Consider the following 24,689-nt stretch of genomic DNA (forward strand, 5'->3'; position numbering starts at 1 on the left):
AGCATGAGCACCACGATCTTACTGATACGCCATGGCGAAACGGCCTGGAATGCGGGCCGCCGCCTGCAGGGCCATATCGACATCGCCCTGAACGAGGCGGGCCTGGCGCAAGCTTGCGCGCTGGGGCAGGCGCTGGCCGATGAGCCGCTGGCCGCCATCCTCGCCAGCGATCTGCAGCGCGCGCAGCAAACGGCGCAAGCCGTGGCCGATGTGAAAGACTTGCCCGTGCAGACGGACCCCTTGCTGCGCGAGCGCTGCTATGGCGCGTTCGAAGGCTTGCTGTATGCCGATATTGCCGCACGCTATCCGCACGAGTATGCGCAATGGCAATCGCGCCAGATCGATGCCGTAATGCCGTCCGGCGAGCGCCAGGCCGAGAGTTTCCGCCAGTTTTACGCACGTGCGAATGGCGCCATCGCCCGCTGGGCCGAACGCTATGACGGCCAGACGATCGCCATCGTCGCGCATGGCGGCGTGCTCGAATGCGCCTACCGCGAGGCGGTTGGCATGACGCTCGACAGTCCACGCGACTTCCAGGTCAAGAATGCCAGCGTCAACCGTTTTTCGTATGCGGACGGCAAGCTGCATTTAGTGCATTGGGGAAATATCGAACATCTGAGCGCGCCCGCGATGGACGAGCTGGGCTAAGAGCACTCTAGGTGGCCCCGGCGTCACTCTGACGCACTAGTCCCAAAAAATAGTGCTTATTAAATAGGCAGGGGATCGGTTAAAATAGCAGGTTCCTCCGTCCATTCCAGGTTCTTCAGTGCAAATCGGCCCTCACATTCTGCGCAACAACGTTTTCGTCGCTCCCATGGCGGGCGTGACGGATCGGCCTTTCCGCCAGTTGTGCAAGCAGTTGGGTGCCGGCTATGCCGTGTCGGAGATGGCGGCGTCGAATCCGCGCCTGTGGGCGACGGAAAAAAGCGCGCGCCGCACGGACCATGAAGGTGAAATGGAGCCGAAAGCCGTGCAAATCGCCGGTGCCGATCCGCAAGACCTGGCCGATTGCGCCAAGTTCAACGTGGACCGGGGCGCGCAGATCATCGACATCAACATGGGTTGCCCCGTGAAGAAGGTGTGCAACAGCTGGTGCGGTTCGGCCTTGCTGCAAAACGTAAGCCTGGTCGAAAAGATCTTGCACGCCGTCGTCAACGCCGTCGACGTGCCCGTCACCCTGAAATTTCGCACGGGCTGGAACCGTGAAAACAAGAATGCCCTGACCATCGCCCGCATCGCCGAGCAGGCCGGCATCCAGATGCTGACCTTGCACGGACGCACGCGCGCCGATGGCTACAAGGGCGATGCCGAATATGAAACTATTGCCGCGGTGAAAGCCTCGGTGGGCATCCCCGTGGTGGCCAACGGCGACATTACCAGCCCGGAAAAGGCCCGTTTTGTGTTGGATCAAACGGGCGCCGATGCCGTCATGATCGGCCGTGCGGCACAGGGCCGGCCGTGGATTTGCCGCGAGATCGACCATTTCCTGCGCACCGGCACCTTATTGCCGGCGCCGTATGTGGATGAAGTGCGCACCCTGATGGATGAGCATTTGCGCGCCCATTACGCGTTTTACGGTGAATTTCTCGGCGTGCGCACGGCGCGCAAGCACATCGGCTGGTACGTCAAGGATCTGGAAGGCGGCGAGGCGTTCCGACAGCAAATGAACTTGCTGGAGTCGACGGACGCGCAATTGCTGGCCGTGGATCAATTTTTTGAGTCGCAATGGAAATTTGGCGAACGGTTACAATACCGCCTCTCCGAATCCAGTGAAAGTGGCCTGATCGATGTGATCAAACCTATGGCCACGGCAGCATGAGCAGATAGCAACAAGCAGGGTAGTCAGTTACCAGCAGCACAAGGGCGAGCGCCTATATACAGAGCGTCATGCAATATTAATTACAACACCGAGGCAAGAGGGCAGCACGCGGACCGCATGAGCGGCGCGGCGCCCGATAGCCAGGTGTTCAGCCGGTTGAAGCATAAAAATGAGCAAAGAAAGCATTCAGGAAGTCGTACAGAAAAGTCTAGAAGATTACTTCAATGACCTGGGCGAACAGCAAGCGTCGAATATCTATGACATGGTCGTGCTGACCGTGGAAAAGCCCATCCTGGAAGTCGTGATGACACGCGCCGATGGCAACCAGTCGCACGCCGCGCAGATGCTGGGCATCAACCGCAATACCCTGCGCAAGAAATTGCAGGAGCACGGTTTGCTGTAATGCCGGCATGCAAGTGACGCCAAGATTTGAATCCGCCGCCGCCTCAGCCAGATGACTGAGCGGCGCCATTCGCCAAGAACACTTAACCACCTAGCCACAGCCATGATCAAACAAGCTCTCCTCTCCGTTTCCGACAAGACCGGCGTTCTCGAATTCGCCCGTGCCCTGTCCGCCCTCGGCGTCAACCTCCTGTCCACCGGCGGTACCGCCAAATTGCTGGCCGACAACGGTGTTCCCGTCACGGAAGTTGCCGATTACACCGGTTTCCCGGAGATGCTCGATGGCCGTGTAAAGACCCTGCATCCGAAAGTGCACGGCGGTATCCTGGCGCGCCGCGATTTCCCTGAGCACATGTCGAAACTGGTCGAGCACGACATGCCGACCATCGACATGGTGGTGGTCAACCTGTACCCGTTCCAGGGCACGGTCGCCAAGGCCGATTGCACGCTGGAAGACGCGATCGAAAACATCGATATCGGTGGCCCGACCATGCTGCGTTCGGCGGCCAAGAATCACAAGGACGTGGTCGTCATCTGCGATCCGACCGACTACGACGCCGTGCTGGCGGAGCTGCGCTCGGCCGACGGCACGGCCGGCACGGTCAGCTACGACACCAAATTCATGCTGGCGAAAAAAGTCTTTGCGCACACGGCGCAATACGATGGCGCCATCACCAACTACCTGACCAGCCTGGGCCCGACAAAAGTGCACGCCGAGCGCGGCGCTTATCCGCAAGTGTTGAATGTTGCATTTGAAAAAGTGCAAGACATGCGCTACGGTGAGAATCCACACCAGAGCGCCGCCTTCTACCGCGACCTGGTCACCATCGATGGTGCGCTGGCCAACTACCGCCAGCTGCAAGGCAAAGAATTGTCGTACAACAACATCGCCGATGCCGATGCGGCCTGGGAATGCGTGAAGAGCCTGGGCGGTTTCGAACAAAGCGCCGCCTGCGTCATCGTCAAGCATGCGAACCCATGCGGCGTCGCCCTGGGCAAGAATGCGGCCGAAGCGTACGCGCGCGCGCTGCAGACGGACCCGACCTCCGCGTTTGGCGGCATCATCGCGTTTAATACCGAACTGGACGGCGCTACCGCCGGCGAAATCGCCAAGCTGTTCGTCGAAGTGCTGATCGCCCCATCGTTCTCCGCTGAAGCGAAACAGATTCTGTCGAGCAAGCAAAACGTGCGCATGCTGGAAATCCCGCTGGGCAGCGGCGTCAACGCCATGGACTTCAAGCGCGTCGGTGGCGGTTTGCTGGTGCAATCGCCGGACGCGAAAAACGTCGGTATCGGCGACTTGCGCGTGGTCAGCAAGCTGCAGCCTACGCCGCAGCAATTGTCCGACCTGATGTTCGCCTGGAAAGTGGCGAAATTCGTCAAGTCGAACGCCATCGTCTTCTGCGGCAATAACATGACCCTGGGCGTGGGCGCTGGCCAGATGAGCCGTATCGATTCGGCCCGCATCGCTTCCATCAAGGCGCAAAACGCCGGCCTGTCGCTGACCGGTTCCGTGGTGGCGTCGGACGCCTTCTTCCCGTTCCGCGACGGCCTCGACGTCGTCGTCGACGCGGGCGCGACCTGCGTCATCCACCCGGGCGGCTCCATGCGCGACCAGGAAGTGATCGATGCGGCGGACGAGCGCGGCGTGGTCATGCTGTACACGGGCACGCGTCATTTCCGTCATTGATCGATGGAGAAAGTAGGTCGGATTAGCGGTACGCGTAATCCGACATGCGTCGCCAACTGCGCTTGTCGGATTACGCGCGGCCTTCGGCCTCGCTAATCCGACCTACGGCTTCTCTAAAAAGTACTCAGCGGCAGGCACCGGTTATTCACCGGTGCCTGCCGTATTCATTATAGAATCTGGCGATGATTATTCTTGGCATCGATCCTGGCCTGCGCACCACCGGCTTTGGGGTCATTGAAAAACACGGCAACAAGCTGCGCTATATCGCGTCGGGGACCGTCAAGACGGCTTCCGAAGGGGAATTGCCGCCGCGCCTGAAGATCATCCTGCGGGGCGTGAGCGAAATCGTCGGCACCTACCAGCCCGACTGCGCCGCCATCGAAAAAGTGTTTGTCAACGTCAATCCCCAATCGACCTTGCTGCTGGGCCAGGCGCGTGGCGCGGCCATTTGCGCGCTGGTCCACGCCGACCTGTCGGTGGCCGAATATACGGCGCTGCAAGTGAAACAGGCCGTCACGGGCCATGGCAAGGCGGCCAAGGAGCAGGTGCAAGACATGGTAGCGCGGCTGCTGTCACTGCCCGGCTTGCCCGGCACGGATGCGGCCGATGCGCTGGGTGTGGCCATTTGCCACGCCAACAGCATCGATGCGCTGGCCATGCTCGGCGCGCTGGCGCCGCAACTGCAGGGTCTGCGCATGAAACGCGGCCGTTTAGTTGGATAATCACTCTCAAATTTAACATTAGGAACACGCGATGATAGGCCGTCTCTCCGGTATTTTGCTTGAAAAGAATCCGCCACAATTGCTGGTCGATTGCCAGGGCGTCGGCTATGAAGTCGACGTGCCGATGAGCACCTTTTACAACCTGCCCCATGTGGGCGAAAAAGTCGTGTTGTTCACGCACCAGGCCATCCGCGAAGATGCGCATCTGTTGTTTGGTTTCGGCAATGCGGCCGAGCGCGCCGTGTTCCGTCAGTTGATCAAGATCACGGGCGTGGGCGCGCGCATGGCGCTGTCGATCCTGTCCGGCATGACGATCGCCGACCTGGCCCAAGCGATCACCTTGCAGGATTCGGGCCGCCTGGTCAGAGTGCCCGGCATCGGCAAGAAGACGGCCGAGCGTTTGCTGCTGGAACTGAAGGGCAAGATCGGTGCCGATCTTGGCCCGCTGGGCGCGCATGCGGCGCCGGATGCGCAGTCCGATATCCTCAATGCCCTGCTGGCGCTGGGCTACTCGGACAAGGAAGCAATGGCCGCCGTGAAAAACGTGCCGGCCAGCAGTGGCGTGTCGGACGGCATCAAACTGGCGCTGAAAGCGCTGTCGAAAGGCTGATAACGCATGAGCATCCAGACAGATATCTTCACGGAACAGCGCATCATCGATGCGGCGCCCATCTCGCACAACGAAGAGGCGATCGAACGGGCCTTGCGTCCCAAGCAGTTAGATGAGTACGTGGGGCAGGAAAAGATCCGCGACCAGCTCGAGATTTTCATCACGGCCGCGCGCCAGCGCAAGGAAGCGCTCGATCACACCTTGCTGTTCGGCCCGCCGGGCCTGGGCAAGACGACTTTGGCGCACATCATCGCGCGCGAAATGGGCGTCAATTTGCGCCAGACCTCGGGCCCTGTGCTGGAGCGCCCGGGCGATCTGGCCGCGATTTTGACGAACCTGGAAGCGAACGACGTCCTGTTCATCGATGAAATCCACCGGCTGTCGCCTGTCGTGGAAGAGATTTTATATCCGGCGCTTGAGGATTATCAGATCGATATCATGATCGGCGAAGGCCCGGCCGCCCGTTCCGTGAAGCTCGATTTGCAACCGTTTACCTTGGTCGGCGCCACTACGCGCGCCGGCATGCTGACCAATCCGCTGCGCGACCGTTTCGGCATCGTCGCGCGGCTGGAGTTTTATAACACGAGCGAATTGACGAAGATCGTCACGCGCAGCGCCGCCTTGCTGAAAGCGCCGATCGACCCGGAAGGCGCGCATGAGATCGCCCAGCGCGCGCGCGGCACGCCGCGCATCGCCAACCGTTTGCTGCGCCGCGTGCGCGATTTCGCGGAAGTCAAAAGCAATGGCGAAATCACCAAGGTGGTGGCCGACCGCGCACTGGCCATGCTCGACGTCGATTCCGCCGGCTTCGACGTGATGGACCGCAAGCTGCTCGAAGCCGTGCTGTTCAAGTTCGGCGGCGGCCCCGTCGGCATCGGCAATTTGGCGGCGGCCATCGGCGAAGCGGCCGATACCATCGAAGACGTGCTGGAACCGTACCTGATACAGCAAGGTTTCTTGCAGCGCACGCCGCGTGGCAGGGTCGCCACGCCGGCCGCCTACCTGCACTTCGGCGTCAGCGCGCCGCGCATCGGCCCCGGTGGCGAAGCGTGGGAATTGTGATGGCGGAAGAGGGAAGGCCGGGCATGCCGGGTATGCAGATCTGGATCGACGCCGATGCCTGTCCCGTGGTCATCAAGGAAATCCTGTACCGCGTGGCCGACCGCCTGGAGTTGCCGCTCACCCTGGTGGCCAACCAGGGTTTGCGCGTGCCGCCTTCGCGTTTTATCCGTACCGTGCAAGTGCCGTCCGGCGCCGACGTGGCCGACCAGGAAATCGTGCGGCTGCTCAATCCCGGCGACCTGGTCATCACGGGCGACATTCCGCTGGCCGCCGACGTGCTGACCAAGGGCGGCTTTGCGCTCAATCCGCGCGGCGAGTTTTACACGAAGGACAATATCGCCCAGCAACTGACGATGCGCGCCTTCATGGAAGAGTTGCGCAGCGGCGGCGTGGACACGGGCGGCCCGGCCGCTTTCAGCCAGTCCGACCGGCAGCAGTTCGCCAACAGCCTGGACCGGCATCTGAGCAAGCATCACCGCAAGCCGGCAGTGGCAGTGCGGCAGACGTAAAAAAACCGGCGCAAGCCGGTTTTTTTATGCGCATGCAACTTAACGCGCGACTTTTCTCGTGCCCACCACTTCCACCGTTACGCGGCGGTTCTTGGCGCGCCCGGCGGCAGTGGTATTGTCGGCCACGGGCTGCGTTTCTCCCTTGCCTTCCGTGTAGACGCGGTTCGTTTCCACGCCTTGCGTGACCAGATAGGCCTTGACGGCTTCGGCGCGGCGCTGTGACAGTTTCTGGTTGTAGGCGTCGGAACCGACGGCATCCGTATGGCCGACCGTGACGATGACTTCCAGGTCCATGCCCTTCAATTGACCGAGTAGCTGGTCGAGCGCCGCCTTGCCTTGCGGCTTGAGCGTCGATTGATCGAAATCAAACAGCGCTTCCGACGCAAACGACACTTTTTCCGCCACCGGTGTTGGTGCCGGTGCGGCCACGACGACGGGCGCCGGCATGGCGACGACAGGGGCGACTTCGGGCGCCGGCTGGTAGGCTGGCGTGGCGCTGGCCGGGCGGCCCAGTTTATACACGAGGCTGACGGAATACAGGTCCGCATCGCCGCGGTTGCCGACGGCGTCGTTCAGACGATAACGCTCGACTTCGCCGCGCAGGGCCAGCGCTTCGCTGAACTTGTATTCGAGGCCCAGGCCCAGCTTGGCGTTGAGCTTGCGCTCGCTGGCATGCGTATTCGTTGAACCCAGCAGGCGGTTGCCGCTGAATTCCGTGTTGGTCTTGGTGTAATGCATGCCGACCCGGCCCAGCAAGGACAGGCGCTGCGACAACGGCAGCTGGCCCAGCAAGTCCAGGTTCACGCCGCGAAAGCCCGCTTGCCCGTTCAGCACGCCGTTGCCGCTGGTGCTCGACTTGAAATCGAACTTGCCCAGGTCAAAGTAACCGGCTTCCACAGCGACATACTGGTTCAGTTGCCGGCCGACAAACAATTTATAGCCCGTGTCGCGCTCGTCCTTGGTAAAACCGGTGACCGTCTCGCCGTTGGCGGCCAGGCTGGCGCGCAGGCGCGGTTCGTCGATATTGGCGCGCGACTGGCCCACGCCCGCGCCGATGTACCAGGCGCTGTTGGCCCAGTCCGGGTTGATGAAAGTGTTGTCTTGCGCCTGCGCCGCTTGCGCTGCCAGCAGCGAGGCCGTCATCACGCCCAAGGCGCCCAGTGTGTGTGCGATAGTCATCGTCATGTCCCGATTATTTGGTGATCTGGTTGTTGCGCAGGGTAACGGCGGCAGCCGTCAGCACGCGGCCATTGAGCAGGGTCGTGTTGTCGCCCACCGTGATGGCGGCCGACTGGCCCAGGATATTGCCCTTGAAGACGCTGTTCGCGGCCAGGGTGGTGGGGCCGACGGGCAACCAGGTAACGTTGTCGGCGGTGGCGCCATTGTTCAGGGCAACGATGGAGTTGACGGTCGAATCGAGCGTCAATGCCGTGCGGAAAATGTACACGCCGGGGCCGTTCAAGGTCAGGGTACCCGTGATACTGATGGCGCCCGCATAGCAATACACGCCGGGGCCGAAGGTCTGGCCACCGAGGTCGATGCCGCCGGCAAAGCTGACGTCGCAGGTACGGCTATTGCCGTCCGTGATCGCCGCTTGCAGATCCGTCATGGCGCCGGCCAGGATGGCGCCCGACTTGTAGTTGGTAAAACCTGCCGCCTGGGTTGGGTCGACCGTTTGCGAAGGCGCACCAACATCGCCCCGAATGAGCGTGGTGCCACCCGAATTGTTGGTGATCGAGGTGCCTGCCAGTACGCCGAATGGCGCCGCGCGGCCCAGGATGATCGGATTGAATACGGGCGGGATAGCGACGGCGGTGACGGTCAGCAGCGCGCTGCCCGACTGGCCGCCGGCTGTGGCGGTGATGTTGCTGGTGCCGGCAGCGATGCCGGTGGCGACGCCCGTATTCAGTACCGTGGCATTGGCAACGGTGCCCGAAGTCCAGGCGGCGCTGTTGGTGATGATGGCGTTCGAGCTGTCCGAATACGTTGCCGTGGCAACGAATTGCTGCTGGGTACCGACGGCGATGCTGGCGGTGGCTGGCGTGACGGCGATGCTGACCAGGGTGAGGGCGGGTACGGTGACGGTGGTGCTGGCCGTCTGTCCGTTGAAGCTGGCGTTCATGACGCTGCTACCAAAGGCAACACCGGTGACGCGGCCGCTGCTGGCGACCGTGGCCGCCGCTGGCGTGGCTGACACGAAGCTGCTGCCAGCCGTGACGTCAGCCGTGCTGTTGTCCGAGTAGGTGGCAATGACGGCCAGCTGGCGCGTCGCGGCCACTGGCACGATGGGGCTTTGCGGCGTGACGGCGATCGACAGCAAGGTGGCCGGGTTGACGGTCAAGACCGTGCTGGCCGTGAGCGTGCCCGTGGTGGCGGTGATCTGCGTCGTGCCGGCAACTTTGCCCAGCGCCAGTCCGTCCGCGGCGATGCTGGCCGTGGCGGGGGTGGCGGAGGCAAAGGCCGACACGGCCGTGACGTCGCGCGTGGTGCCGTCGCTGAAGCTGCCGCTTACCGTGAATTGCTGCGTTGCGCCGATGGCGATGGCTGGCGTGAGCGGCGTGATGGCAATCGCCGTGAGCGTGGCGGGCGAGACGGTCAGCTGGGCCGCCGCGCTCTTGCCGCCGAACGCGGCGCTGATGTTGCTGTTGCCGGCAGCGATGCCGGTGCTCAAGCCCGTGGCCGCATTGACGGTCGCGTTGGCCGGCGTAGCCGACGTCCAGGCCGCCTTGGCGCTGACGTCTTGCGCGGAACCGTCGCTATACGTGGCGATGGCCGTGAATTGCTGGCCCGCACCGATGGCGACCGTCGCCGTGGCTGGCGTGACAGCCAGGCTGGACAAGGTGGCAGCCGGCAAGCCGAGGATGGGATCGCGTCCCTGGTCGCCGCCGCCGCAACCGGCGAGGGCGGCCATGGTCAGCAGCCCTGCCGAGACGAGCAGCGGGTTCAGATATCGTTTGAAGAGGTTCATGTGTTTCCTTTGTGCATGGCAGTCACTGCCGGGCATCCGCGGATGAGGTCATCCGGCAGAGCCATGCCGCCCGTCGCTACAGGGCGATGGCGTCACAGGCATGCACTATTTCATTTAGGAAACTGGAGGTATGTGCGCTGGCGCGCTTAGCTTGCCAGCAATTGAAAAACTGTTCAAAAAGAAACGATTCGGCCTGAAAAACAACGGCGTATGTGGGACAAGACGTAAAAAAGCCGGCGCAAGGCCGGCTTCATCAGGGCAGGGCGTGCAGTGATTACTCTGCGCGCACCCACGTCTGCGAGCGGCCAAACATCGGCACGCCGATATAGCCGCGTACTTGCAGCTTGGTGCCGCCTTCCGTCAGTTCTGCCTTGCTCTTGTAGGTCTTGCCATTGGCCGGGTCCGTGATTTCGCCGCCCGTCCATTCCTTGCCATCATATTTCAGGCCGGACAGGATCACCATGCCGACGATGGGCTGGTCCTTGTTGGCGCCCGTGCACTTGTCGCACTTGGGATTCTGGTCTTCGTCAGGGCCGCGGAACAGCTTGTCGATCTTGCCTTGCAAGACGCCGTTGTTTTCCGTGATGACGATGAGCGATTTCGGCTTGCCGCTGGCGTCGTCGATGGTTTTCCACGTACCGACGGGGGTGTAGTTGCCGTCGCGCGCGGTGGCGCTGCCGGCGATGGCCAGGGCGGCCACCATGATGCTTGCTGTGATGCTTGTTTTGAATAGTGTATGCATTGCCAGTCTCCAATGGTTTTTTTTGATCGGGGCACGAACAGTTATATACCAAGGCAAGACCAGCAGTGCTGCGCGGCGTCACTGGGACGGCCGCGCAATCCTTCCAAACTTGCCTTATGCGCTGGCTAGTTTAGCAAACTGTTCGCGCAATTTTTCAATTGTGGCCGAAAAACTGAGCAAACGCTCGTTTTCTTGCGCAACGATGGCGGCCGGGGCGCGCGCGACGAAGCTTTCATTGCCTAATTTGCTATTTACTTTGGCAATTTCCGCTTCGATACGGGCGATTTCCTTGCCCAGGCGTTCGCGTTCGGCAGCCACGTCGATTTCCACTTTCAGCATCAGCTTGGTGGTGCCGACGATGGCGACGGCCGCTGGCGAGTCCGGCAGCGCATCGACGATCTGCACCTCGGCCAGCTTGCCCAGCGACTGGATGTACGGTGCGTAAGAGGCCAGCGCGGCCTTTTCCGTCGCATTGCCCGCTTCGACGATCAGCGGCACGCGCACGGAAGGCGAGATTTGCATTTCGCCGCGCAGGTTGCGCGTGGCGTCCGTCAGGGCTTTCAACTGCTGCATCCACGCTTCGGCCGATTCGTCGATCTTGTCGGTGTTGGCGATCGGGTACGGCTGCATCATGATCGAATCACCTTCTGCCTTCAGGGTCTTGCCGGCCAAAGGCGCTACCGTCTGCCACAGGGCTTCCGTGACGAACGGAATGATCGGATGGGCCAGGCGCAGCACCACTTCCAGCACGCGCAGCAAGGTGTGGCGGGTGGCGCGTTGCTGGCCTTCCGTGCCTTGCTGGACTTGTACCTTGGCTACTTCCAGGTACCAGTCGCAATACTCGTCCCAGACGAATTTGTAGATGGAGGCGGCGATATTGTCGAAACGGAAGTCTTCGAAGCCCTTGGCCACGTCCAGTTCAGCGCGTTGCAGCAAGGAGATGATCCACTTGTCCGCTTGCGACAGGTCGGCCTCGTTCGGCGTGCAGTCCTTGCCTTCCGTATTCATCATGACGAAACGCGTGGCGTTCCACATCTTGTTGCAGAAGTTGCGGTAGCCTTCGCAGCGGCCCAGGTCGAAATTGATGTTGCGGCCCAGCGAGGCATAGCTGGCCATGGTAAAGCGCACGGCGTCCGTGCCATAGGCCGAAATGCCGTCCGGGAATTCCTTGCGCGTCGCCTTGGTGATTTTTTCCGCGTCGCGCGGGTTCATCAGGCCGGTGGTGCGCTTGACGATCAAGCCTTCCAGGTCGATGCCGTCGATCAGGTCGATCGGGTCCAGGGTGTTGCCCTTCGACTTGGACATTTTTTGCCCCGTCGAATCGCGCACCAGGCCGTGCACGTAGACGGTGTCAAACGGCACCTTGCCCGTGAAGTGCGCCGTCATCATGACCATGCGCGCAACCCAGAAGAAGATGATGTCGAAACCCGTCACCAGCACGGACGACGGCAGGAACGCCTTCATGTCCGGTGTTTCTTCCGGCCAACCCATGGTCGAGAATGGCACCAGGGCCGACGAGAACCACGTGTCGAGCACATCGTCGTCGCGCTTCAACGGGCCCGTGCTGCCGGCGGCCTGCGCCTTGGCGATGGCTTCCGCTTCCGTCTTGGCAACGAAGATATTACCCTTGTCGTCGTACCAGGCCGGAATTTGATGGCCCCACCACAGCTGGCGCGAGATGCACCAGTCCTGGATGTTGTTGAGCCACTGGTTGTAGGTGGTGCTCCAGTTTTCCGGTACGAACTTGATTTCGCCATTGGCGACCTTGTCCAGCGCCGTTTCGGCGATCGATTTGCCGGGGAAGAAAGTGCCTTCCGGGGCCGGTTTGCTCATGGCGACAAACCACTGGTCCGTCAGCATCGGCTCGATGACGACGCCCGTGCGGTCGCCGCGCGGCACCATCAGCTTGTGCGGTTTGACCTGTTCCAGCAAGCCTTGCGCGTCGAGGTCGGCGACGATCTGCTTGCGCGCGGCGAAGCGGTCCATGCCGCGGTAGGCTTCGGGCGCGTCGTCGGTGATCTTCGCGTCCAGGGTCAGGATGACGATCTGCGCCAGTTTGTGGCGCTGGCCCACGGCGTAATCGTTCATATCATGCGCCGGGGTAATCTTCACGCAACCGGTGCCGAATTCCTTGTCGACGTATTCGTCGGCGATGATGGGGATTTCGCGGTCGGTCAGCGGGAGTTTGAGCATCTTGCCCACCAGTGCTGCGTAGCGCTCGTCCGTCGGATCGACGGCCACGGCGACGTCGCCCAGCATGGTTTCAGGACGCGTGGTGGCCACCGTCAGGAAACCGCTGCCGTCGACCAGCGGGTACTTGATGTACCACATGGAGCCGTCTTCTTCCTCGGATACCACTTCCAGGTCGGACACAGCCGTGCCCAGCACGGGGTCCCAGTTCACCAGGCGCTTGCCGCGGTAGATCAGGCCTTGCTCGAACAGGCGCACGAAGACGTCGGTGACGACTTTCGAGCGTGGCTCGTCCATCGTGAAGTATTCGCGCTGCCAGTCGGCCGAGGCGCCCAGACGGCGCATCTGGCCGGTGATGATGGAACCGGATTTTTCTTTCCATTCCCACACTTTTTCCACGAATTTCTCGCGGCCCAGGTCATGCCGCGAAATCTTTTGCGCGTCCAGCTGGCGCTGCACGACGATTTGCGTGGCGATGCCCGCGTGGTCGGTGCCAGGAATCCAGGCCGTGTTGTGGCCCAGCATGCGGTGGTAGCGGGTCAGGCCATCCATGATGGTCTGGTTGAACGCATGGCCCATGTGCAGGGTGCCGGTGACGTTCGGCGGCGGCAACTGGATGCTGAAGGAAGGTTTTCCGGCATCGAGGGTGGCGGTAAAGTAACCGCGCTGTTCCCACTCGGTGCGCCAGAATTGTTCAATGTCGGCGGGCTCGAAAGACTTGGCTAATTCCATGATTTGGCGTGTGATTGGCAAAAGGAACCATTATAGATGACGCGGCATCGCCTGCAGCGTGGCAACCCGCCTTTTTCAGTGTTTTGGCGGCTTTGCGGGCCGTTTTTCAGCAACAGAACGGGGATGGAAGGGATGCCGATGTTATAATGCCGGCCTCGGCGCCACCTGCCCTATCTTTGCGGACGGCGCCAGCAGATGCAGTTTTATCGAACTCGCATCCGCGCACACGGCCAGCGCATCTGCGATGCCAGCCACCTTCAGAGCGTCCCCTTCGGGCCGGGCGCCTGAGCCACGCGCACCGCCAGCGGTGCACCATTCACGGCGGAATCAAAGCGGCGCGTCCATTGCACGCCGCTGCCGTCACAGCTTAGCCAGGATCTTTCGTCCGGCGCGTCGTCTTCTGATACGGCATCCCCCGCATGGCGCCTTGCCGCTTGTGGCCTTGCCGTGGCCGCCGCTTTCCTGGTTTCGCTTTTACAAGGAAATCATCATGAAAAAAATCGCCATCTTTGCCGGCCTTGCCACCACCCTGGGCGCCTTGCCTGCCGCACACGCCCAGTCGTCCGTCGACCTGTATGGCTTGATGGATGCGGGCCTGGTGCAGGAAGGCGGCATCAGCAAGCTCACCAGCGGCGTCTCGGCCGGTTCGCGCCTGGGCTTGCGCGGCACGGAATCGCTGGGCAATGGCTTGCAAGCCGTGTTCACCTTGGAAGCCGGTGTCCTGAGCGACACGGGCCGCTCCGACCAGGCGGGGCAATTGTTTGGCCGCCAGGCCTTTGTCGGCCTCAACAGCCCGCTGGGCATGCTGACCGTGGGTCGCCAGTACAATCTGCAAAGCCAGGCGCTGACTGACGTGGCCGATCCCTTCGAGGGCGGCCTGGCCGGCGCGGCCACCAACCTGGCCGGCTATTCGGCCACGCGCATCGACAATACCGTGCGCTATACCTCGCCCGAGCTGCGCGGCGTCAGCGCCACCGTGATGTATGGCTTTGGCGAACATACGGGTGTGGTGGCAGATCAGCGCTCGCTGGGCCTGGCCCTGGGCTATGTCAACGGTCCATTGACCTTGCGCCTGGCGCGCCAGAGCCGTGCCGGCGAGCCGGGCAAGGCCGCCGCCAATAACACCATTCTGGCCGGCAACTACAACTTCGGCGTGGCCACGGCGTTTGCCGGCTATGGCCGCAACACGGGCGACGGCAGCAGCATGTTCTTTGCAGAAAATCCGTATGGTGCGGCGCAGGCGCCGGCCCAGTCGACGGACAGCCGCGACGCCATCGTCGGCGTGTCCGTGCCGCTCGGCGCGACCACCGTGCTGGCCTCGTATGTGCACAAGGATGACCGCGACGCTGCCAACCGCGATGCGCGGCAGCTGGCCATCGGCGCCACGTATGCCTTGTCCAAGCGCAGCAAGGTATATGTCGCTTACGCGCACATCCGCAACCGCAACGACGCCGCTTACATGGTGGGCAATGCGACGGAAGTGGGCACGGGCAACCGCGCCTTCAACGTCGGCCTGCGCCACGCGTTTTAAACGGGCAGCATCTTCCCTTGCAGTAATAGTTCCTCGAAGGCGGGCACGGTCAGCGGGCGGCTGAACAGATAACCCTGCATCTGGTCGCAGTCGTGCTGGCGCAGGAAGGCCAGCTGCTGCGGCGTTTCCACGCCTTCGGCGATGACTTTCAGGCGCAAGCTGTGCGCCAGCGAAATGATGGCGCGCACGATGGCTGCGTCGTCGCCGTGCGTGATGTCGCTGACGAAAGTCTTGTCGATCTTGAGTACGTCGATGGGAAAGTGGCGCAGGTAGGCCAGGCTGGAATAGCCGGTGCCGAAGTCGTCGATGGACAGTTGTACGCCCAGCGCCTTCAGGTTGGCCATGATGGCCGTGGCTTGTTCCACGTCATGCATGACCATGCTTTCGGTCAATTCCAATTCCAGATGGGCAGCGGCCAGCCCCGTTTCCGCCAGCGCCTGCGCCACCGCATGCAACAGATTCCTTTGCTTGAATTGCCGCGCCGACAGGTTGACAGCCAGGCGCAGCGGGCCATGGCCGGCCAGCTGCCAGGCGCGCGCCTGGGCGCATGCGGTGTGCAGCACCCAGTCGCCGATGGGGATGATCAAGCCCATTTCCTCGGCCAGGCCGATAAAACTGGCCGGCGCAATGCGCCCCAGTTGCGGATGTTGCCAGCGCAACAGCGCTTCCATGCCCACCACCTTGCCGCTGGCCAAATCGAGCTGGGGCTGGTATTCGAGGTGGAACTGCCCCCGTTCCAGGGCATGGCGCAACTCGCTCTCCAGTCCCAGCCGCTCGAGGGTGCCCGCATTCATGCCCGAGGCATAGAATTGCCAGTGGCCCCGTCCCTGTTCCTTGGCGCGGTACATGGCGATGTCGGCGTGCTTGATCAGGGTGTCGGCGTCCTGGCCATCGTCGGGATACACGGCCACGCCCATGCAGCAGCTGAGAAAAAATTCATATTCGCCCAGTTGCAGCGGCTGCGCCACGGCGTCCAGGATGCGCTGCAGGATGGCTGCGCCCGGTTCTCCATTGCCATGCTGGGGCAGCAGCAGCACGAATTCGTCGCCGCCCAGGCGCGCCACCGTATCGACTTCGCGCGTCGCGTCGCGCAGGCGCTCGGCCACGCTTTTCAGCACAGTGTCGCCCGCATCGTGGCCCAGGGTGTCGTTGACGAATTTAAAGCGGTCGAGGTCGATGAACACCACCCACAGGGGCAGGCCGCTGCGCCGCGTCACGGCCATCGCCTGCTCCAGCCGTTCGCGCAGCAGGGCCCGGTTGGCCAGGCCCGTGAGGATGTCGTGCCTGGCCTGAAATTCCAGTTCCTGTTCGAAGCGCATGACGGTGCTGATGTCGTATTGCGCCACCACAAAGTGGCTGACGGGGCCATCGCCATCGTCGCGCACAGGTGCGACGAACAGCTCGCTCCAGTAGCAGCTGCCATCCTTGCGGAAATTGCGCACGATGGCTTTGCCTTCGCGCTGTTCGCGCAGGGCCGCTGTAATCTCATGCATGTCTTGCCGCCCCTGTTCGGGTCCCTGCAAGTCTTCCAGGCGTTGGCCGATGACTTCGCCAGCCGCATAGCCGGTGATGCGCTCGAAGGCGGGATTGACGTATTCGATCAGGTAGCCCGGCGCGTCGGCGCTGCACAGGATGATGGCATTGGCCGACACTTCGATGATGCGTTCGCGCAAACGCAACGACTGTTCATTGTGCATGCGCGCAGCGATGTCTTCGGACAGGCGCAAGTTGGCAAACTGCAGCGCCGCCGTGCGTTCGCCCGTGATGCGGGCAATCACGGAGTTGCGCGTGACTAGCTGAAACACATACGCTGTTGCCAGCAGGCTCGACAATAATCCGCCCAGCAGCACATACAGCGAGCCGCGATGGTTCGCATCCAGGCTCATGCCGTTGGCAGGCAGCAGCGCGGCGCGCAAGGTGTGACCGCTGGCGTGGTACTGCAGCAGCAGCCGGGTGCTTTCCGACTCGATCTGGCGTGCCGAGGCGTAGCACAGGGCCGTCAGGCTCAGCCCGACCGCCAGTGTGATCAGGGCCGAGGTGGAAACGGAAATGGAGATGCGTTTGAAAAATGATTGCATGATGGCGTCCGGTAAGCAGCGCTGGCGCCGATCCGTGATCCGGCAGCCCTGGCAGTGACTGACTGTAGGGCGCGGGGTACCTGACCGTCCGTTCGCTGCCGAACAGACCGCCATGCCAGCAAGAAATATAGTGGCGGCACTGTGCGGGCGCTGTGTTACGCTCCGGCATATGGCGCCCCTCGTTCGGACGTTTTTTATCTATCCCCTAGCTGACGACTGGAAACCAGGAAAACTGCCCATGTCGAGTCCGCATGCCCAGCTGCACAACCCGAATCAAAACCATTTGCTCGCCGCCATGCTCGACGCCGATTTCGCGCGCCTGGCCCCCCATCTGGAGCAAGTGTCCATGTTGCTCGGTGACGTGATCTACGATTCGGGCGACAAGCTGCAGCATGTGTATTTCCCCACCACGGCCATCGTTTCCATCCACTACCTGCTGGAAAACGGCGGCTCGTCGGAAATTGCCGGCGTCGGCAATGAAGGCGTGGTGGGCGTGTCGCTGTTTATGGGTGGTAACTCGACGCCGAGCCGCGCCGTGGTGCAGACGGGCGGCGTCGGCTATCGGCTGAAGGCGCATTTGCTGATGGAAGAATTCGACCGCGCCGGCCCCGTCATGCGCTTGCTGCTGCGCTATACGCAAGCCCTGATCACGCAAATGTCACAGACGGCCGTGTGCAACCGCCACCATACGGTGGAGCAGCAGCTGTGCCGCTGGCTGCTGCTGACCATGGACCGCTTGCCGAACCGCGAGCTGACCATGACGCAGGAGTTGATTGCCAACATGCTGGGTGTGCGCCGCGAAGGCGTGACGGAGGCGGCCGGGCGCTTGCAGCAGCGCGGCTTCATCAGTTACCGGCGCGGCCATATCTCCGTGCTGGACCGCGCCGGCCTCGAAGGCCATGTGTGCGAATGCTATGGCGTGGTCAAAAAAGAATTCACGCGCCTGCTGTCGGACGTGCGCCAGCGCCAAGGTTCCTGATCACCGCATTTCCCTCTTATCGTTGTCACAGCCCAGGCTACCTCATGCAATCTGTTGAAAACATTCCTCCGCGCGCACCGTCGCGCTGGCCCATGGCGCTGGCGTTTTCGTTCAGCGCCATCGTGCTGCTGGCCATTGGCGTACTGGCCTGGCGCGCGCCGTTCGAGACGGCCTGCGTCATCGATGCGCTGGTCTTTTTGCTGCTGATGCTGCTCGTGGCGCTGTACCGGCGCACGCTGTCGGCCAGCTTGCCGCGCCAGTTGCTCAAGGCGGGCGCCTTGCAGGATGCCATTTTCAATAGCGCCAATTTCTCGTGCATCGCCACCGATGCGCAGGGCGTGATCCAGATTTTCAATGTGGGCGCCGAACGCATGCTCGGCTATGAAGCGAGCGACGTGGTCGACAAGCTGACCCCGGCCGGTATTTCCGACGCGCAAGAAATCATCGCGCGCGCCGCCGCCCTCAGTGCCGAACTCGACACGGTCATCACGCCCGGCGTCGAAGCGCTGGTGTTCAAGGCCACGCGTGGCATCGAAGACATCTACGAATTGACGTACATCCGCAAGGATGGCAGCCGCTTCCCCGCCATCGTCTCCGTGACGGCCTTGCGCGACGCGCAGAGCAAGGTTATCGGTTACTTGCTGATCGGCACCGACAACACGGCGCGCAAGCAGGTCGAGGCGGAACAGGCGCTGCTGGACCAGCGTTTGCGCGAGCAGCAGTTCTATACGCGCTCACTGATCGAATCGAATATCGACGCCCTGATGACGACGGACCCGCGCGGCATCATCAGCGACGTCAACCAGCAGATGGAAGCGCTGACGGGCTGCACGCGCGACGAATTGATCGGCGCGCCGTTCAAGAATTACTTTACGGAACCGGAACGGGCCGAGGAAGCCATCGCGCGCGTCTTGCGTGAAGGAAAACTGACCAATTACGAGCTGACGGCCCTGGCGCGCGACGGCAAGCAGACTTTTGTTTCCTACAACGCCTCGACCTTCCACGACCGCAACCGCAAGCTGCAAGGCGTGTTTGCCGCCGCCCGCGACGTGACGGAACGCAGGCAGTTTGAACAAGCACTGCAAGACACGAATATCGAAATGGAAAAGGCCCGCCAGGCGGCGGAGAAAGCGAATCTGGCCAAGTCCGAGTTTCTGTCGAGCATGAGCCATGAATTGCGCACGCCCCTGAACGCCGTGCTGGGTTTTGCCCAGCTGATGGCGTCCGAGACGCCGGCACCGAGCTTGCCGCAGCAGCGCTCGATCGACCAGATCCTCAAGGGTGGCTGGTATCTCTTGCGTTTGATCAATGAAATCCTCGACCTGGCCATGATCGAGTCGGGCAAGGTCACCATGTCGGAAGAGGCGATGTCCTTGCTCGACGTGTTGCAGGATTGCCAGGCGATGATCGCGCCGCAGGCGGAAAAACGCGGCATCAGCATGCATTTCCCCCGCTGCGGCAAGGCTTTCTATGTGCATGCCGACCGCACGCGCGTGAAACAGGTGATGATCAACCTGCTGTCGAACGCCATCAAGTACAACCAGAGCGGCGGTAGTGTGAAGGTCGAATGCACGCGCCATGCCGACCGCGTGCGCGCCAGCGTCACCGACAGCGGCGCCGGCCTGAATGCCGAACAGATGAGTCAGTTGTTCCAGCCCTTCAACCGCCTGGGCCAGGAAAGCAGCACGGAAGAGGGCACGGGCATCGGCCTGGTCGTCACCAAGCAGCTGGTCGAACTGATGGGTGGCACCATCGGCGTCGACAGCACGGTGGGCGTGGGCACCACCTTCTGGGTGGAATTCAAGGCCTCGCGCGCGCCCGAACTGCACCTGGAACAGGGCGTCGCCTTGCCGGTGGTGCAGGAAGACCAGGAAAGCCAGCGCACCTTGCTGTACGTGGAAGACAATCCCGCCAACCTGGCGCTGGTGGAGCAATTGATCGCCCGCCGCAGCGATTTGAAACTGCTGACGGCCATCGATGCGCACCTGGGCATCGACCTGGCGCGCACGTATCAGCCGGACGTGATCTTGATGGATATCAACCTGCCCGGCATCAGCGGCTATGGTGCCCTGAATATCCTGCATGATGACCCCCTCACCAGCCACATTCCCGTCATGGCCCTGTCCGCCAACGCCGTGCCGCGCGACATCGAGAAGGGCCTGGAAGCGGGCTTCTTCCGCTATCTGACCAAGCCCATCAAGGTCGTCGAATTCATGGAGGCGCTCGACGTGGCCCTGCACCATGCAGCCGCGCACGGCCTGGCCGACGACACTCACACAGTACGCTAATTCAGCATTTAATTTTAGGAATACCGCCATGCTTCAAGCCACCGAGATCCTGAACGCCAGCATCCTCATCGTCGATGACCAGGAGGCCAACGTCATGCTGCTCGAACAGGTGCTGCGCAACGCCGGCTATACGCGCATCACCTCCACCATGGACCCGCAAGCCGTGCGCGCGCTGCACCAGCAGCACCGCTACGACCTGATCCTGCTCGACTTGCAAATGCCGGAAATGGATGGCTTCGAAGTCATGGAAGGCTTGCGCGACATCGAGGCGGGCAGCTATCTGCCCGTACTGGTGATCACGGCCCAGCCCGGCCACAAGCTGCGCGCGCTGCAAGCTGGCGCCAAGGACTTCGTCAGCAAGCCCTTCGACCTGGTGGAAGTCAAAACACGCATCCACAACATGCTGGAAGTGCGATTGCTGTACCAGAAGCTGGCCGAATACAACAAGTCGCTGGAACAGATGGTGGAAGAACGCACGGCGGAGCTGCGCGAAAGCGAAGCGCGCTTCCAGCGCTTCACGGAACTGTCGTCCGACTGGTACTGGGAACAGGATGCGCAGGGCAACCTGACGCGCTTTTCCGGTCCCGTGGCTGAAATGCTGGGCATCGGCAGCGAGGAAGAGCCGCAGCGCTGGAACGCGGCCGAACGCGCCTTGCTCGACGCAAAAATTGCCGCGCGCGAACCGTTCCTCGACTTCATCTACAGCCGCGCCAACCTCGACGGCAGCACGCAGTATCTGCAGGTCAGCGGCGAACCGATGTTCGACAATGGCAGCCGCTTCATCGGCTACCGCGGCATCGGCCTCGATGTCACGGAGCGCTTGCGGGGAGCGTGATTTATACTTGGTGTCATCGACATCGACAAGGAAAGCATCATGGCTGACAAATCTCCCTCCTACTGGTTTCCCGCCAAGACCTATGGCTGGGGCTGGGGTTTGCCCATCACCTGGCAAGGCTGGCTGGTGTTTCTGGCCGCACTGGCGCTGTTCGCTTGCGGCGCCTTCCTGTTCCCGCCGCAAACCATGTTCGTAGGCTACATCGTGTATGAAGTGGCCATCGTTGCCGCACTCATTTTCATCTGCCAGCTGAAGGGCGAACCGACCGCCTGGCGCTGGGGCAAGAAGAAGTAACGCCGAAGCACAAAGACGACAAAGCAAGAAATCATCTGGCCACGCGGCGCGAACCGCGTATAATTGGCTCGCTGCCGCAAGGCGGCAAACGCTAGGGGTCCTGCCTTTCGCTGTGGAAACACAGTGCAAGCGCGGGTGAGAAATACCCTCCGAACCTGATCTGGATAATGCCAGCGAAGGGAAGCTTTAGGATGAACGCACCCCGCCTTTCCGCGTGCGCAATTCCGAACCTCCTTAGCTGGCTCCAGGCTTAAAACAAGTCTAGCCAAGGAGCCAAAATGAACGCCAACCCGAAATTCCTCTCCGCCACCGCCACGGTCGACGAAGCCGCCATCGCGCCGCTGCCCAATTCGCGCAAGATCTATGTCGAAGGCAGCCGCCCCGACATTCGCGTGCCCATGCGCAGAATCAGCCAGTCCGACACGGAAGCGTCGTTCGGCGGCGAAAAGAATCCGCCGATTTACGTGTACGACACGTCCGGCCCCTATACGGATCCGGACGTGCAGATCGACATTCGCTCGGGCCTCGACACGCCGCGCCTGCCGTGGATCATGGAGCGGGCCGACACGGAAGAATTGCCTGGCCCTACCTCCGACTACGGCATCGCCCGCCTGGCGGACCCGAAACTGGCCGAGCTGCGTTTCAACTTGCACCGCAAGCCGCGCCGCGCCATTGCCGGCAAGAATGTGACGCAAATGCACTATGCGCGCCGTGGGCTGATCACGCCGGAAATGGAGTTCGTCGCCATCCGCGAAAACATGCGCCGCCAGGAGTATTTGCGCGAACTGCAAGCCTCCGGTCCCATGGGCGAGCGCCTGGCCGACCTGATGGGCCGCCAGCATCCGGGCCAGTCATTCGGCGCCAGCATCCCGCAAGAAATCACGCCGGAATTCGTGCGCGAGGAAATCGCCCGCGGCCGCGCCATCATTCCCGCCAACATCAACCACCCGGAAGTGGAACCGATGATCATCGGCCGCAATTTCCTGGTGAAAATCAATGCCAACATCGGCAATTCCGCCGTCACCTCGTCGATAGGCGAGGAAGTGGAAAAAATGACATGGGCCATCCGCTGGGGCGGCGATAACGTGATGGATCTGTCCACCGGCAAGCATATTCACGAAACGCGCGAATGGATCGTGCGCAACAGCCCCGTGCCCATCGGCACCGTGCCCATCTACCAGGCGCTGGAAAAGGTCAACGGCAAGGCCGAAGATCTGACGTGGGAAATCTTCCGCGACACCCTCATCGAGCAGGCCGAGCAGGGCGTCGATTACTTCACCATCCACGCCGGTGTGTTGCTGCGCTATGTGCCGATGACGGCCAAGCGCTTGACGGGCATCGTCTCGCGCGGCGGCTCCATCATGGCGAAATGGTGCCTGGCGCACCACCAGGAATCGTTCCTGTACACGCATTTCGAAGACATCTGCGAAATCATGAAGGCGTATGACGTGTCGTTCTCGCTGGGCGACGGCTTGCGCCCCGGCTCCATCTATGACGCCAACGACGAAGCGCAGCTGGGCGAACTGAAGACCCTAGGCGAATTGACGCAAGTGGCATGGAAGCACGACGTGCAAGTGATGATCGAAGGCCCCGGCCACGTGCCCATGCAGCTGATCAAGGAAAACATGGACTTGCAGCTGGAACAGTGCGGTGAGGCGCCGTTCTACACGCTGGGACCGTTGACCACCGATATCGCGCCCGGCTATGACCACATCACGTCCGGCATCGGCGCGGCCATGATCGGCTGGTATGGCACGGCCATGCTGTGCTACGTGACGCCGAAGGAACACCTGGGCCTGCCCAACAAGGCGGACGTCAAGGACGGCATCATCACCTACAAGATTGCGGCGCACGCGGCCGATCTGGCGAAAGGCCATCCGGGCGCGCAAATCCGCGACAACGCCCTGTCGAAAGCCCGTTTCGAATTCCGCTGGGACGACCAGTTCAACATCGGCCTGGACCCGGACAAGGCGCGCGAATTCCACGATGAAACCTTGCCCAAGGATTCGGCCAAGGTGGCGCATTTCTGCTCCATGTGCGGCCCGCATTTCTGCTCGATGAAGATCACGCAGGAAGTGCGCGAATATGCGGCCGGCATGGGCATCGCGGAAGACCAGGCACTCAAGCAGGGGATGGAGGTGAAAGCCATCGAATTCGTCAAGAACGGCGCCGAGCTGTACCGCAAGGTCTGAAGGAGAGCGTGATGCCTGTATTGATATCCATCACGCTCAACGGCGCGCCACACCAGGTGCCGCCGGGGCAAACCCTCGATCAATTGATCGCCGCGCTGGCGCTGGAAAACCAGGCGCTGGCGCTGGCCGTCAACCGCAACGTCGTGCCGCGCAAGGCGTGGCCGGGACAGGTCTTGCAGACGCAAGACCAAGTAGAGATCGTGCGCGCCATCGGCGGCGGTTAAGTTGAAAACAGACAAGGAACAGAACATGCATACCGCAACAAACAATGACCTGCTGACCATCGCAGGCAAACAGTATCAATCGCGCTTGCTGGTCGGTAGCGGCAAGTACAAGGACTTGCCGCAGACGCGCGAAGCGACGGACGCGGCCGAGGCGCAAATCATCACGGTGGCCATCCGGCGTGTGAATATCGGGCAAGACCCGAACACGCCCAGCCTGCTCGACTTCGTGCCGCCGGACCAGTACACGATCTTGCCGAACACGGCCGGCTGCTACAACGCGAAAGATGCCGTCTACACGCTGCAGCTGGCACGTGAGCTGCTGGGCGGGCGCAATCTGGTGAAGCTCGAAGTATTGGGCGACGAAAAGACCCTGTTTCCGCACATGCCGGAAACGTTGATCGCGGCCGAAGCGCTGGTCAAGGATGGCTTCGACGTGATGGTCTACTGCAGCGACGACCCGATCCAGGCGAAGATTCTGGAAGACATCGGCTGCGTGGCCGTCATGCCGCTGGCGTCCCTGATCGGCTCGGGCATGGGCATTTTGAATCCGTGGAATCTGTCGCTGATCATCGACCAGGCCAAGGTGCCGGTGCTGGTCGATGCTGGCGTGGGCACGGCGTCGGATGCGGCCATTGCCATGGAACTCGGCTGCGATGGCGTGCTGATGAATACGGCGATTGCCGGCGCGCGCGACCCCGTGCGCATGGCGCGTGCCATGAAGCTGGCCGTGCGGGCCGGGCGCGAAGCGTTTCTGGCGGGCCGCATGCCGCGTAAATTTGCCGCCTCGCCGTCGTCGCCGATGGCGGGCCGCCTGGCGTGATG

At 62.0% G+C, this 24,689-nt stretch carries 21 protein-coding genes and 1 riboswitch; of the genes, 16 read left to right on the forward strand and 5 right to left on the reverse strand.

What is annotated here, in order from left to right:
* Nucleotides 1–3 precede the first annotated feature (3 nt).
* The 8 genes from C8C92_RS05105 (at nucleotide 4) to C8C92_RS05140 (ending at nucleotide 6,814) form a co-directional block, all read left to right on the forward strand.
* Nucleotides 4–648, forward strand: coding sequence for a histidine phosphatase family protein (locus C8C92_RS05105; RefSeq protein ID WP_116743177.1), 645 nt, complete (start codon nucleotides 4–6; stop codon nucleotides 646–648).
* Between the two features lie 118 nt (nucleotides 649–766).
* Entirely contained in the window at nucleotides 767–1,819 is a 1,053-nt protein-coding gene (gene dusB, locus C8C92_RS05110) for a tRNA dihydrouridine synthase DusB (protein ID WP_099760697.1), read from the forward strand.
* Between the two features lie 169 nt (nucleotides 1,820–1,988).
* Complete coding sequence (locus C8C92_RS05115; RefSeq protein WP_008445162.1) at nucleotides 1,989–2,222, forward strand: helix-turn-helix domain-containing protein; 234 nt, start codon at nucleotides 1,989–1,991, stop codon at nucleotides 2,220–2,222.
* A gap of 102 nt (nucleotides 2,223–2,324) precedes the next feature.
* Entirely contained in the window at nucleotides 2,325–3,911 is a 1,587-nt protein-coding gene (gene purH / locus C8C92_RS05120) for a bifunctional phosphoribosylaminoimidazolecarboxamide formyltransferase/IMP cyclohydrolase (RefSeq protein ID WP_102123178.1), read from the forward strand.
* Nucleotides 3,912–4,093: 182 nt separating this feature from the next.
* Nucleotides 4,094–4,633: a crossover junction endodeoxyribonuclease RuvC gene (gene ruvC / locus C8C92_RS05125; protein WP_116743178.1), complete on the forward strand. Its 540-nt coding sequence runs from the start codon at nucleotides 4,094–4,096 to the stop codon at nucleotides 4,631–4,633.
* A 31-nt stretch (nucleotides 4,634–4,664) separates the two neighbouring features.
* Entirely contained in the window at nucleotides 4,665–5,243 is a 579-nt protein-coding gene (gene ruvA / locus C8C92_RS05130) for a Holliday junction branch migration protein RuvA (RefSeq protein WP_071079482.1), read from the forward strand.
* A gap of 6 nt (nucleotides 5,244–5,249) precedes the next feature.
* Nucleotides 5,250–6,305 (forward strand): Holliday junction branch migration DNA helicase RuvB, encoded by a 1,056-nt coding sequence (ruvB, locus tag C8C92_RS05135; protein WP_071079481.1) that lies wholly within the window; start codon nucleotides 5,250–5,252, stop codon nucleotides 6,303–6,305.
* Nucleotides 6,306–6,337: 32 nt separating this feature from the next.
* Nucleotides 6,338–6,814 carry a YaiI/YqxD family protein gene (locus C8C92_RS05140; protein WP_099760694.1) on the forward strand — a complete coding sequence of 159 codons (477 nt, stop codon included), beginning with the start codon at nucleotides 6,338–6,340 and terminating at the stop codon, nucleotides 6,812–6,814.
* Between the two features lie 39 nt (nucleotides 6,815–6,853).
* Here the strand turns inward: C8C92_RS05140 and C8C92_RS05145 are convergent, their stop codons facing one another.
* From C8C92_RS05145 to C8C92_RS05160, 4 genes are all read right to left on the reverse strand, one after another.
* Nucleotides 6,854–7,993, reverse strand: a complete 1,140-nt coding sequence (locus C8C92_RS05145) for an OmpA family protein (protein WP_116745849.1) — start codon at nucleotides 7,991–7,993, stop codon at nucleotides 6,854–6,856.
* 13 nt (nucleotides 7,994–8,006) lie between these two features.
* Nucleotides 8,007–9,782: an Ig-like domain-containing protein gene (locus C8C92_RS05150; protein WP_116743179.1), complete on the reverse strand. Its 1,776-nt coding sequence runs from the start codon at nucleotides 9,780–9,782 to the stop codon at nucleotides 8,007–8,009.
* A gap of 274 nt (nucleotides 9,783–10,056) precedes the next feature.
* Nucleotides 10,057–10,524, reverse strand: a complete 468-nt coding sequence (locus C8C92_RS05155) for a DUF2147 domain-containing protein (RefSeq protein WP_099760692.1) — start codon at nucleotides 10,522–10,524, stop codon at nucleotides 10,057–10,059.
* 114 nt (nucleotides 10,525–10,638) lie between these two features.
* A complete protein-coding gene (locus C8C92_RS05160) occupies nucleotides 10,639–13,446 on the reverse strand; it encodes a valine--tRNA ligase (RefSeq protein ID WP_116743180.1) in 2,808 nt (935 codons plus the stop codon).
* Nucleotides 13,447–13,936: 490 nt separating this feature from the next.
* On the opposite strand from C8C92_RS05160, the gene C8C92_RS05165 reads away from it, so the two are divergent.
* Nucleotides 13,937–14,977, forward strand: a complete 1,041-nt coding sequence (locus tag C8C92_RS05165) for a porin (RefSeq protein WP_099760691.1) — start codon at nucleotides 13,937–13,939, stop codon at nucleotides 14,975–14,977.
* On the opposite strand, the gene C8C92_RS05170 is transcribed toward C8C92_RS05165, so the two are convergent.
* Nucleotides 14,974–17,055, reverse strand: coding sequence for an EAL domain-containing protein (locus C8C92_RS05170; RefSeq protein WP_243420119.1), 2,082 nt, complete (start codon nucleotides 17,053–17,055; stop codon nucleotides 14,974–14,976). The two genes, C8C92_RS05165 and C8C92_RS05170, sit on opposite strands and share 4 nt — an antisense overlap.
* Before the next feature lie 238 nt (nucleotides 17,056–17,293).
* Between C8C92_RS05170 and C8C92_RS05175 the strand changes: the two genes are divergently transcribed.
* The 7 genes from C8C92_RS05175 to C8C92_RS05205 all read left to right on the forward strand — a co-directional run bounded on the left by C8C92_RS05175 (nucleotide 17,294) and on the right by C8C92_RS05205 (nucleotide 24,687).
* Nucleotides 17,294–18,034, forward strand: coding sequence for a Crp/Fnr family transcriptional regulator (locus C8C92_RS05175; RefSeq protein WP_099760689.1), 741 nt, complete (start codon nucleotides 17,294–17,296; stop codon nucleotides 18,032–18,034).
* Between the two features lie 44 nt (nucleotides 18,035–18,078).
* Nucleotides 18,079–20,322, forward strand: coding sequence for a PAS domain-containing hybrid sensor histidine kinase/response regulator (locus C8C92_RS05180; protein ID WP_099760688.1), 2,244 nt, complete (start codon nucleotides 18,079–18,081; stop codon nucleotides 20,320–20,322).
* Between the two features lie 28 nt (nucleotides 20,323–20,350).
* Nucleotides 20,351–21,157: a response regulator gene (locus C8C92_RS05185; RefSeq protein WP_100875560.1), complete on the forward strand. Its 807-nt coding sequence runs from the start codon at nucleotides 20,351–20,353 to the stop codon at nucleotides 21,155–21,157.
* Between the two features lie 39 nt (nucleotides 21,158–21,196).
* Nucleotides 21,197–21,451 (forward strand): hypothetical protein, encoded by a 255-nt coding sequence (locus C8C92_RS05190; RefSeq protein WP_099760686.1) that lies wholly within the window; start codon nucleotides 21,197–21,199, stop codon nucleotides 21,449–21,451.
* Between the two features lie 83 nt (nucleotides 21,452–21,534).
* Nucleotides 21,535–21,650: riboswitch (TPP riboswitch) on the forward strand.
* 79 nt (nucleotides 21,651–21,729) lie between these two features.
* Entirely contained in the window at nucleotides 21,730–23,643 is a 1,914-nt protein-coding gene (gene thiC / locus C8C92_RS05195) for a phosphomethylpyrimidine synthase ThiC (protein WP_099760685.1), read from the forward strand.
* A gap of 11 nt (nucleotides 23,644–23,654) precedes the next feature.
* Complete coding sequence (gene thiS, locus C8C92_RS05200; RefSeq protein WP_207780970.1) at nucleotides 23,655–23,867, forward strand: sulfur carrier protein ThiS; 213 nt, start codon at nucleotides 23,655–23,657, stop codon at nucleotides 23,865–23,867.
* 25 nt (nucleotides 23,868–23,892) lie between these two features.
* Nucleotides 23,893–24,687 (forward strand): thiazole synthase, encoded by a 795-nt coding sequence (locus C8C92_RS05205; protein WP_116743182.1) that lies wholly within the window; start codon nucleotides 23,893–23,895, stop codon nucleotides 24,685–24,687.
* The last annotated feature ends 2 nt before the right edge of the window (nucleotides 24,688–24,689 follow it).

Origin of the sequence: Janthinobacterium sp. 78 (assembly GCF_003096775.1) — a bacterium.
GTDB lineage: Bacteria > Pseudomonadota > Gammaproteobacteria > Burkholderiales > Burkholderiaceae_D > Janthinobacterium > Janthinobacterium tructae.

Excerpts from the sequence above, each read along its gene's own strand:
- ruvB (WP_071079481.1), top strand. The coding sequence starts at position 5,250 with ATGAGCATCCAGACAGATATCTTCACGGAACAGCGCATCATCGATGCG.
- C8C92_RS05180 (WP_099760688.1), top strand. The coding sequence starts at position 18,079 with ATGCAATCTGTTGAAAACATTCCTCCGCGCGCACCGTCGCGCTGGCCC.
- C8C92_RS05185 (WP_100875560.1), top strand. The coding sequence starts at position 20,351 with ATGCTTCAAGCCACCGAGATCCTGAACGCCAGCATCCTCATCGTCGAT.
- C8C92_RS05105 (WP_116743177.1), top strand. The coding sequence starts at position 4 with ATGAGCACCACGATCTTACTGATACGCCATGGCGAAACGGCCTGGAAT.
- C8C92_RS05145 (WP_116745849.1), bottom strand. The coding sequence starts at position 7,993 with ATGACTATCGCACACACACTGGGCGCCTTGGGCGTGATGACGGCCTCG.
- C8C92_RS05150 (WP_116743179.1), bottom strand. The coding sequence starts at position 9,782 with ATGAACCTCTTCAAACGATATCTGAACCCGCTGCTCGTCTCGGCAGGG.
- C8C92_RS05155 (WP_099760692.1), bottom strand. The coding sequence starts at position 10,524 with ATGCATACACTATTCAAAACAAGCATCACAGCAAGCATCATGGTGGCC.
- C8C92_RS05165 (WP_099760691.1), top strand. The coding sequence starts at position 13,937 with ATGAAAAAAATCGCCATCTTTGCCGGCCTTGCCACCACCCTGGGCGCC.
- C8C92_RS05160 (WP_116743180.1), bottom strand. The coding sequence starts at position 13,446 with ATGGAATTAGCCAAGTCTTTCGAGCCCGCCGACATTGAACAATTCTGG.
- C8C92_RS05190 (WP_099760686.1), top strand. The coding sequence starts at position 21,197 with ATGGCTGACAAATCTCCCTCCTACTGGTTTCCCGCCAAGACCTATGGC.
- purH (WP_102123178.1), top strand. The coding sequence starts at position 2,325 with ATGATCAAACAAGCTCTCCTCTCCGTTTCCGACAAGACCGGCGTTCTC.
- C8C92_RS05175 (WP_099760689.1), top strand. The coding sequence starts at position 17,294 with ATGTCGAGTCCGCATGCCCAGCTGCACAACCCGAATCAAAACCATTTG.
- C8C92_RS05205 (WP_116743182.1), top strand. The coding sequence starts at position 23,893 with ATGCATACCGCAACAAACAATGACCTGCTGACCATCGCAGGCAAACAG.
- thiC (WP_099760685.1), top strand. The coding sequence starts at position 21,730 with ATGAACGCCAACCCGAAATTCCTCTCCGCCACCGCCACGGTCGACGAA.
- C8C92_RS05170 (WP_243420119.1), bottom strand. The coding sequence starts at position 17,055 with ATGCAATCATTTTTCAAACGCATCTCCATTTCCGTTTCCACCTCGGCC.
- C8C92_RS05140 (WP_099760694.1), top strand. The coding sequence starts at position 6,338 with ATGCAGATCTGGATCGACGCCGATGCCTGTCCCGTGGTCATCAAGGAA.
- thiS (WP_207780970.1), top strand. The coding sequence starts at position 23,655 with ATGCCTGTATTGATATCCATCACGCTCAACGGCGCGCCACACCAGGTG.
- ruvA (WP_071079482.1), top strand. The coding sequence starts at position 4,665 with ATGATAGGCCGTCTCTCCGGTATTTTGCTTGAAAAGAATCCGCCACAA.
- ruvC (WP_116743178.1), top strand. The coding sequence starts at position 4,094 with ATGATTATTCTTGGCATCGATCCTGGCCTGCGCACCACCGGCTTTGGG.
- C8C92_RS05115 (WP_008445162.1), top strand. The coding sequence starts at position 1,989 with ATGAGCAAAGAAAGCATTCAGGAAGTCGTACAGAAAAGTCTAGAAGAT.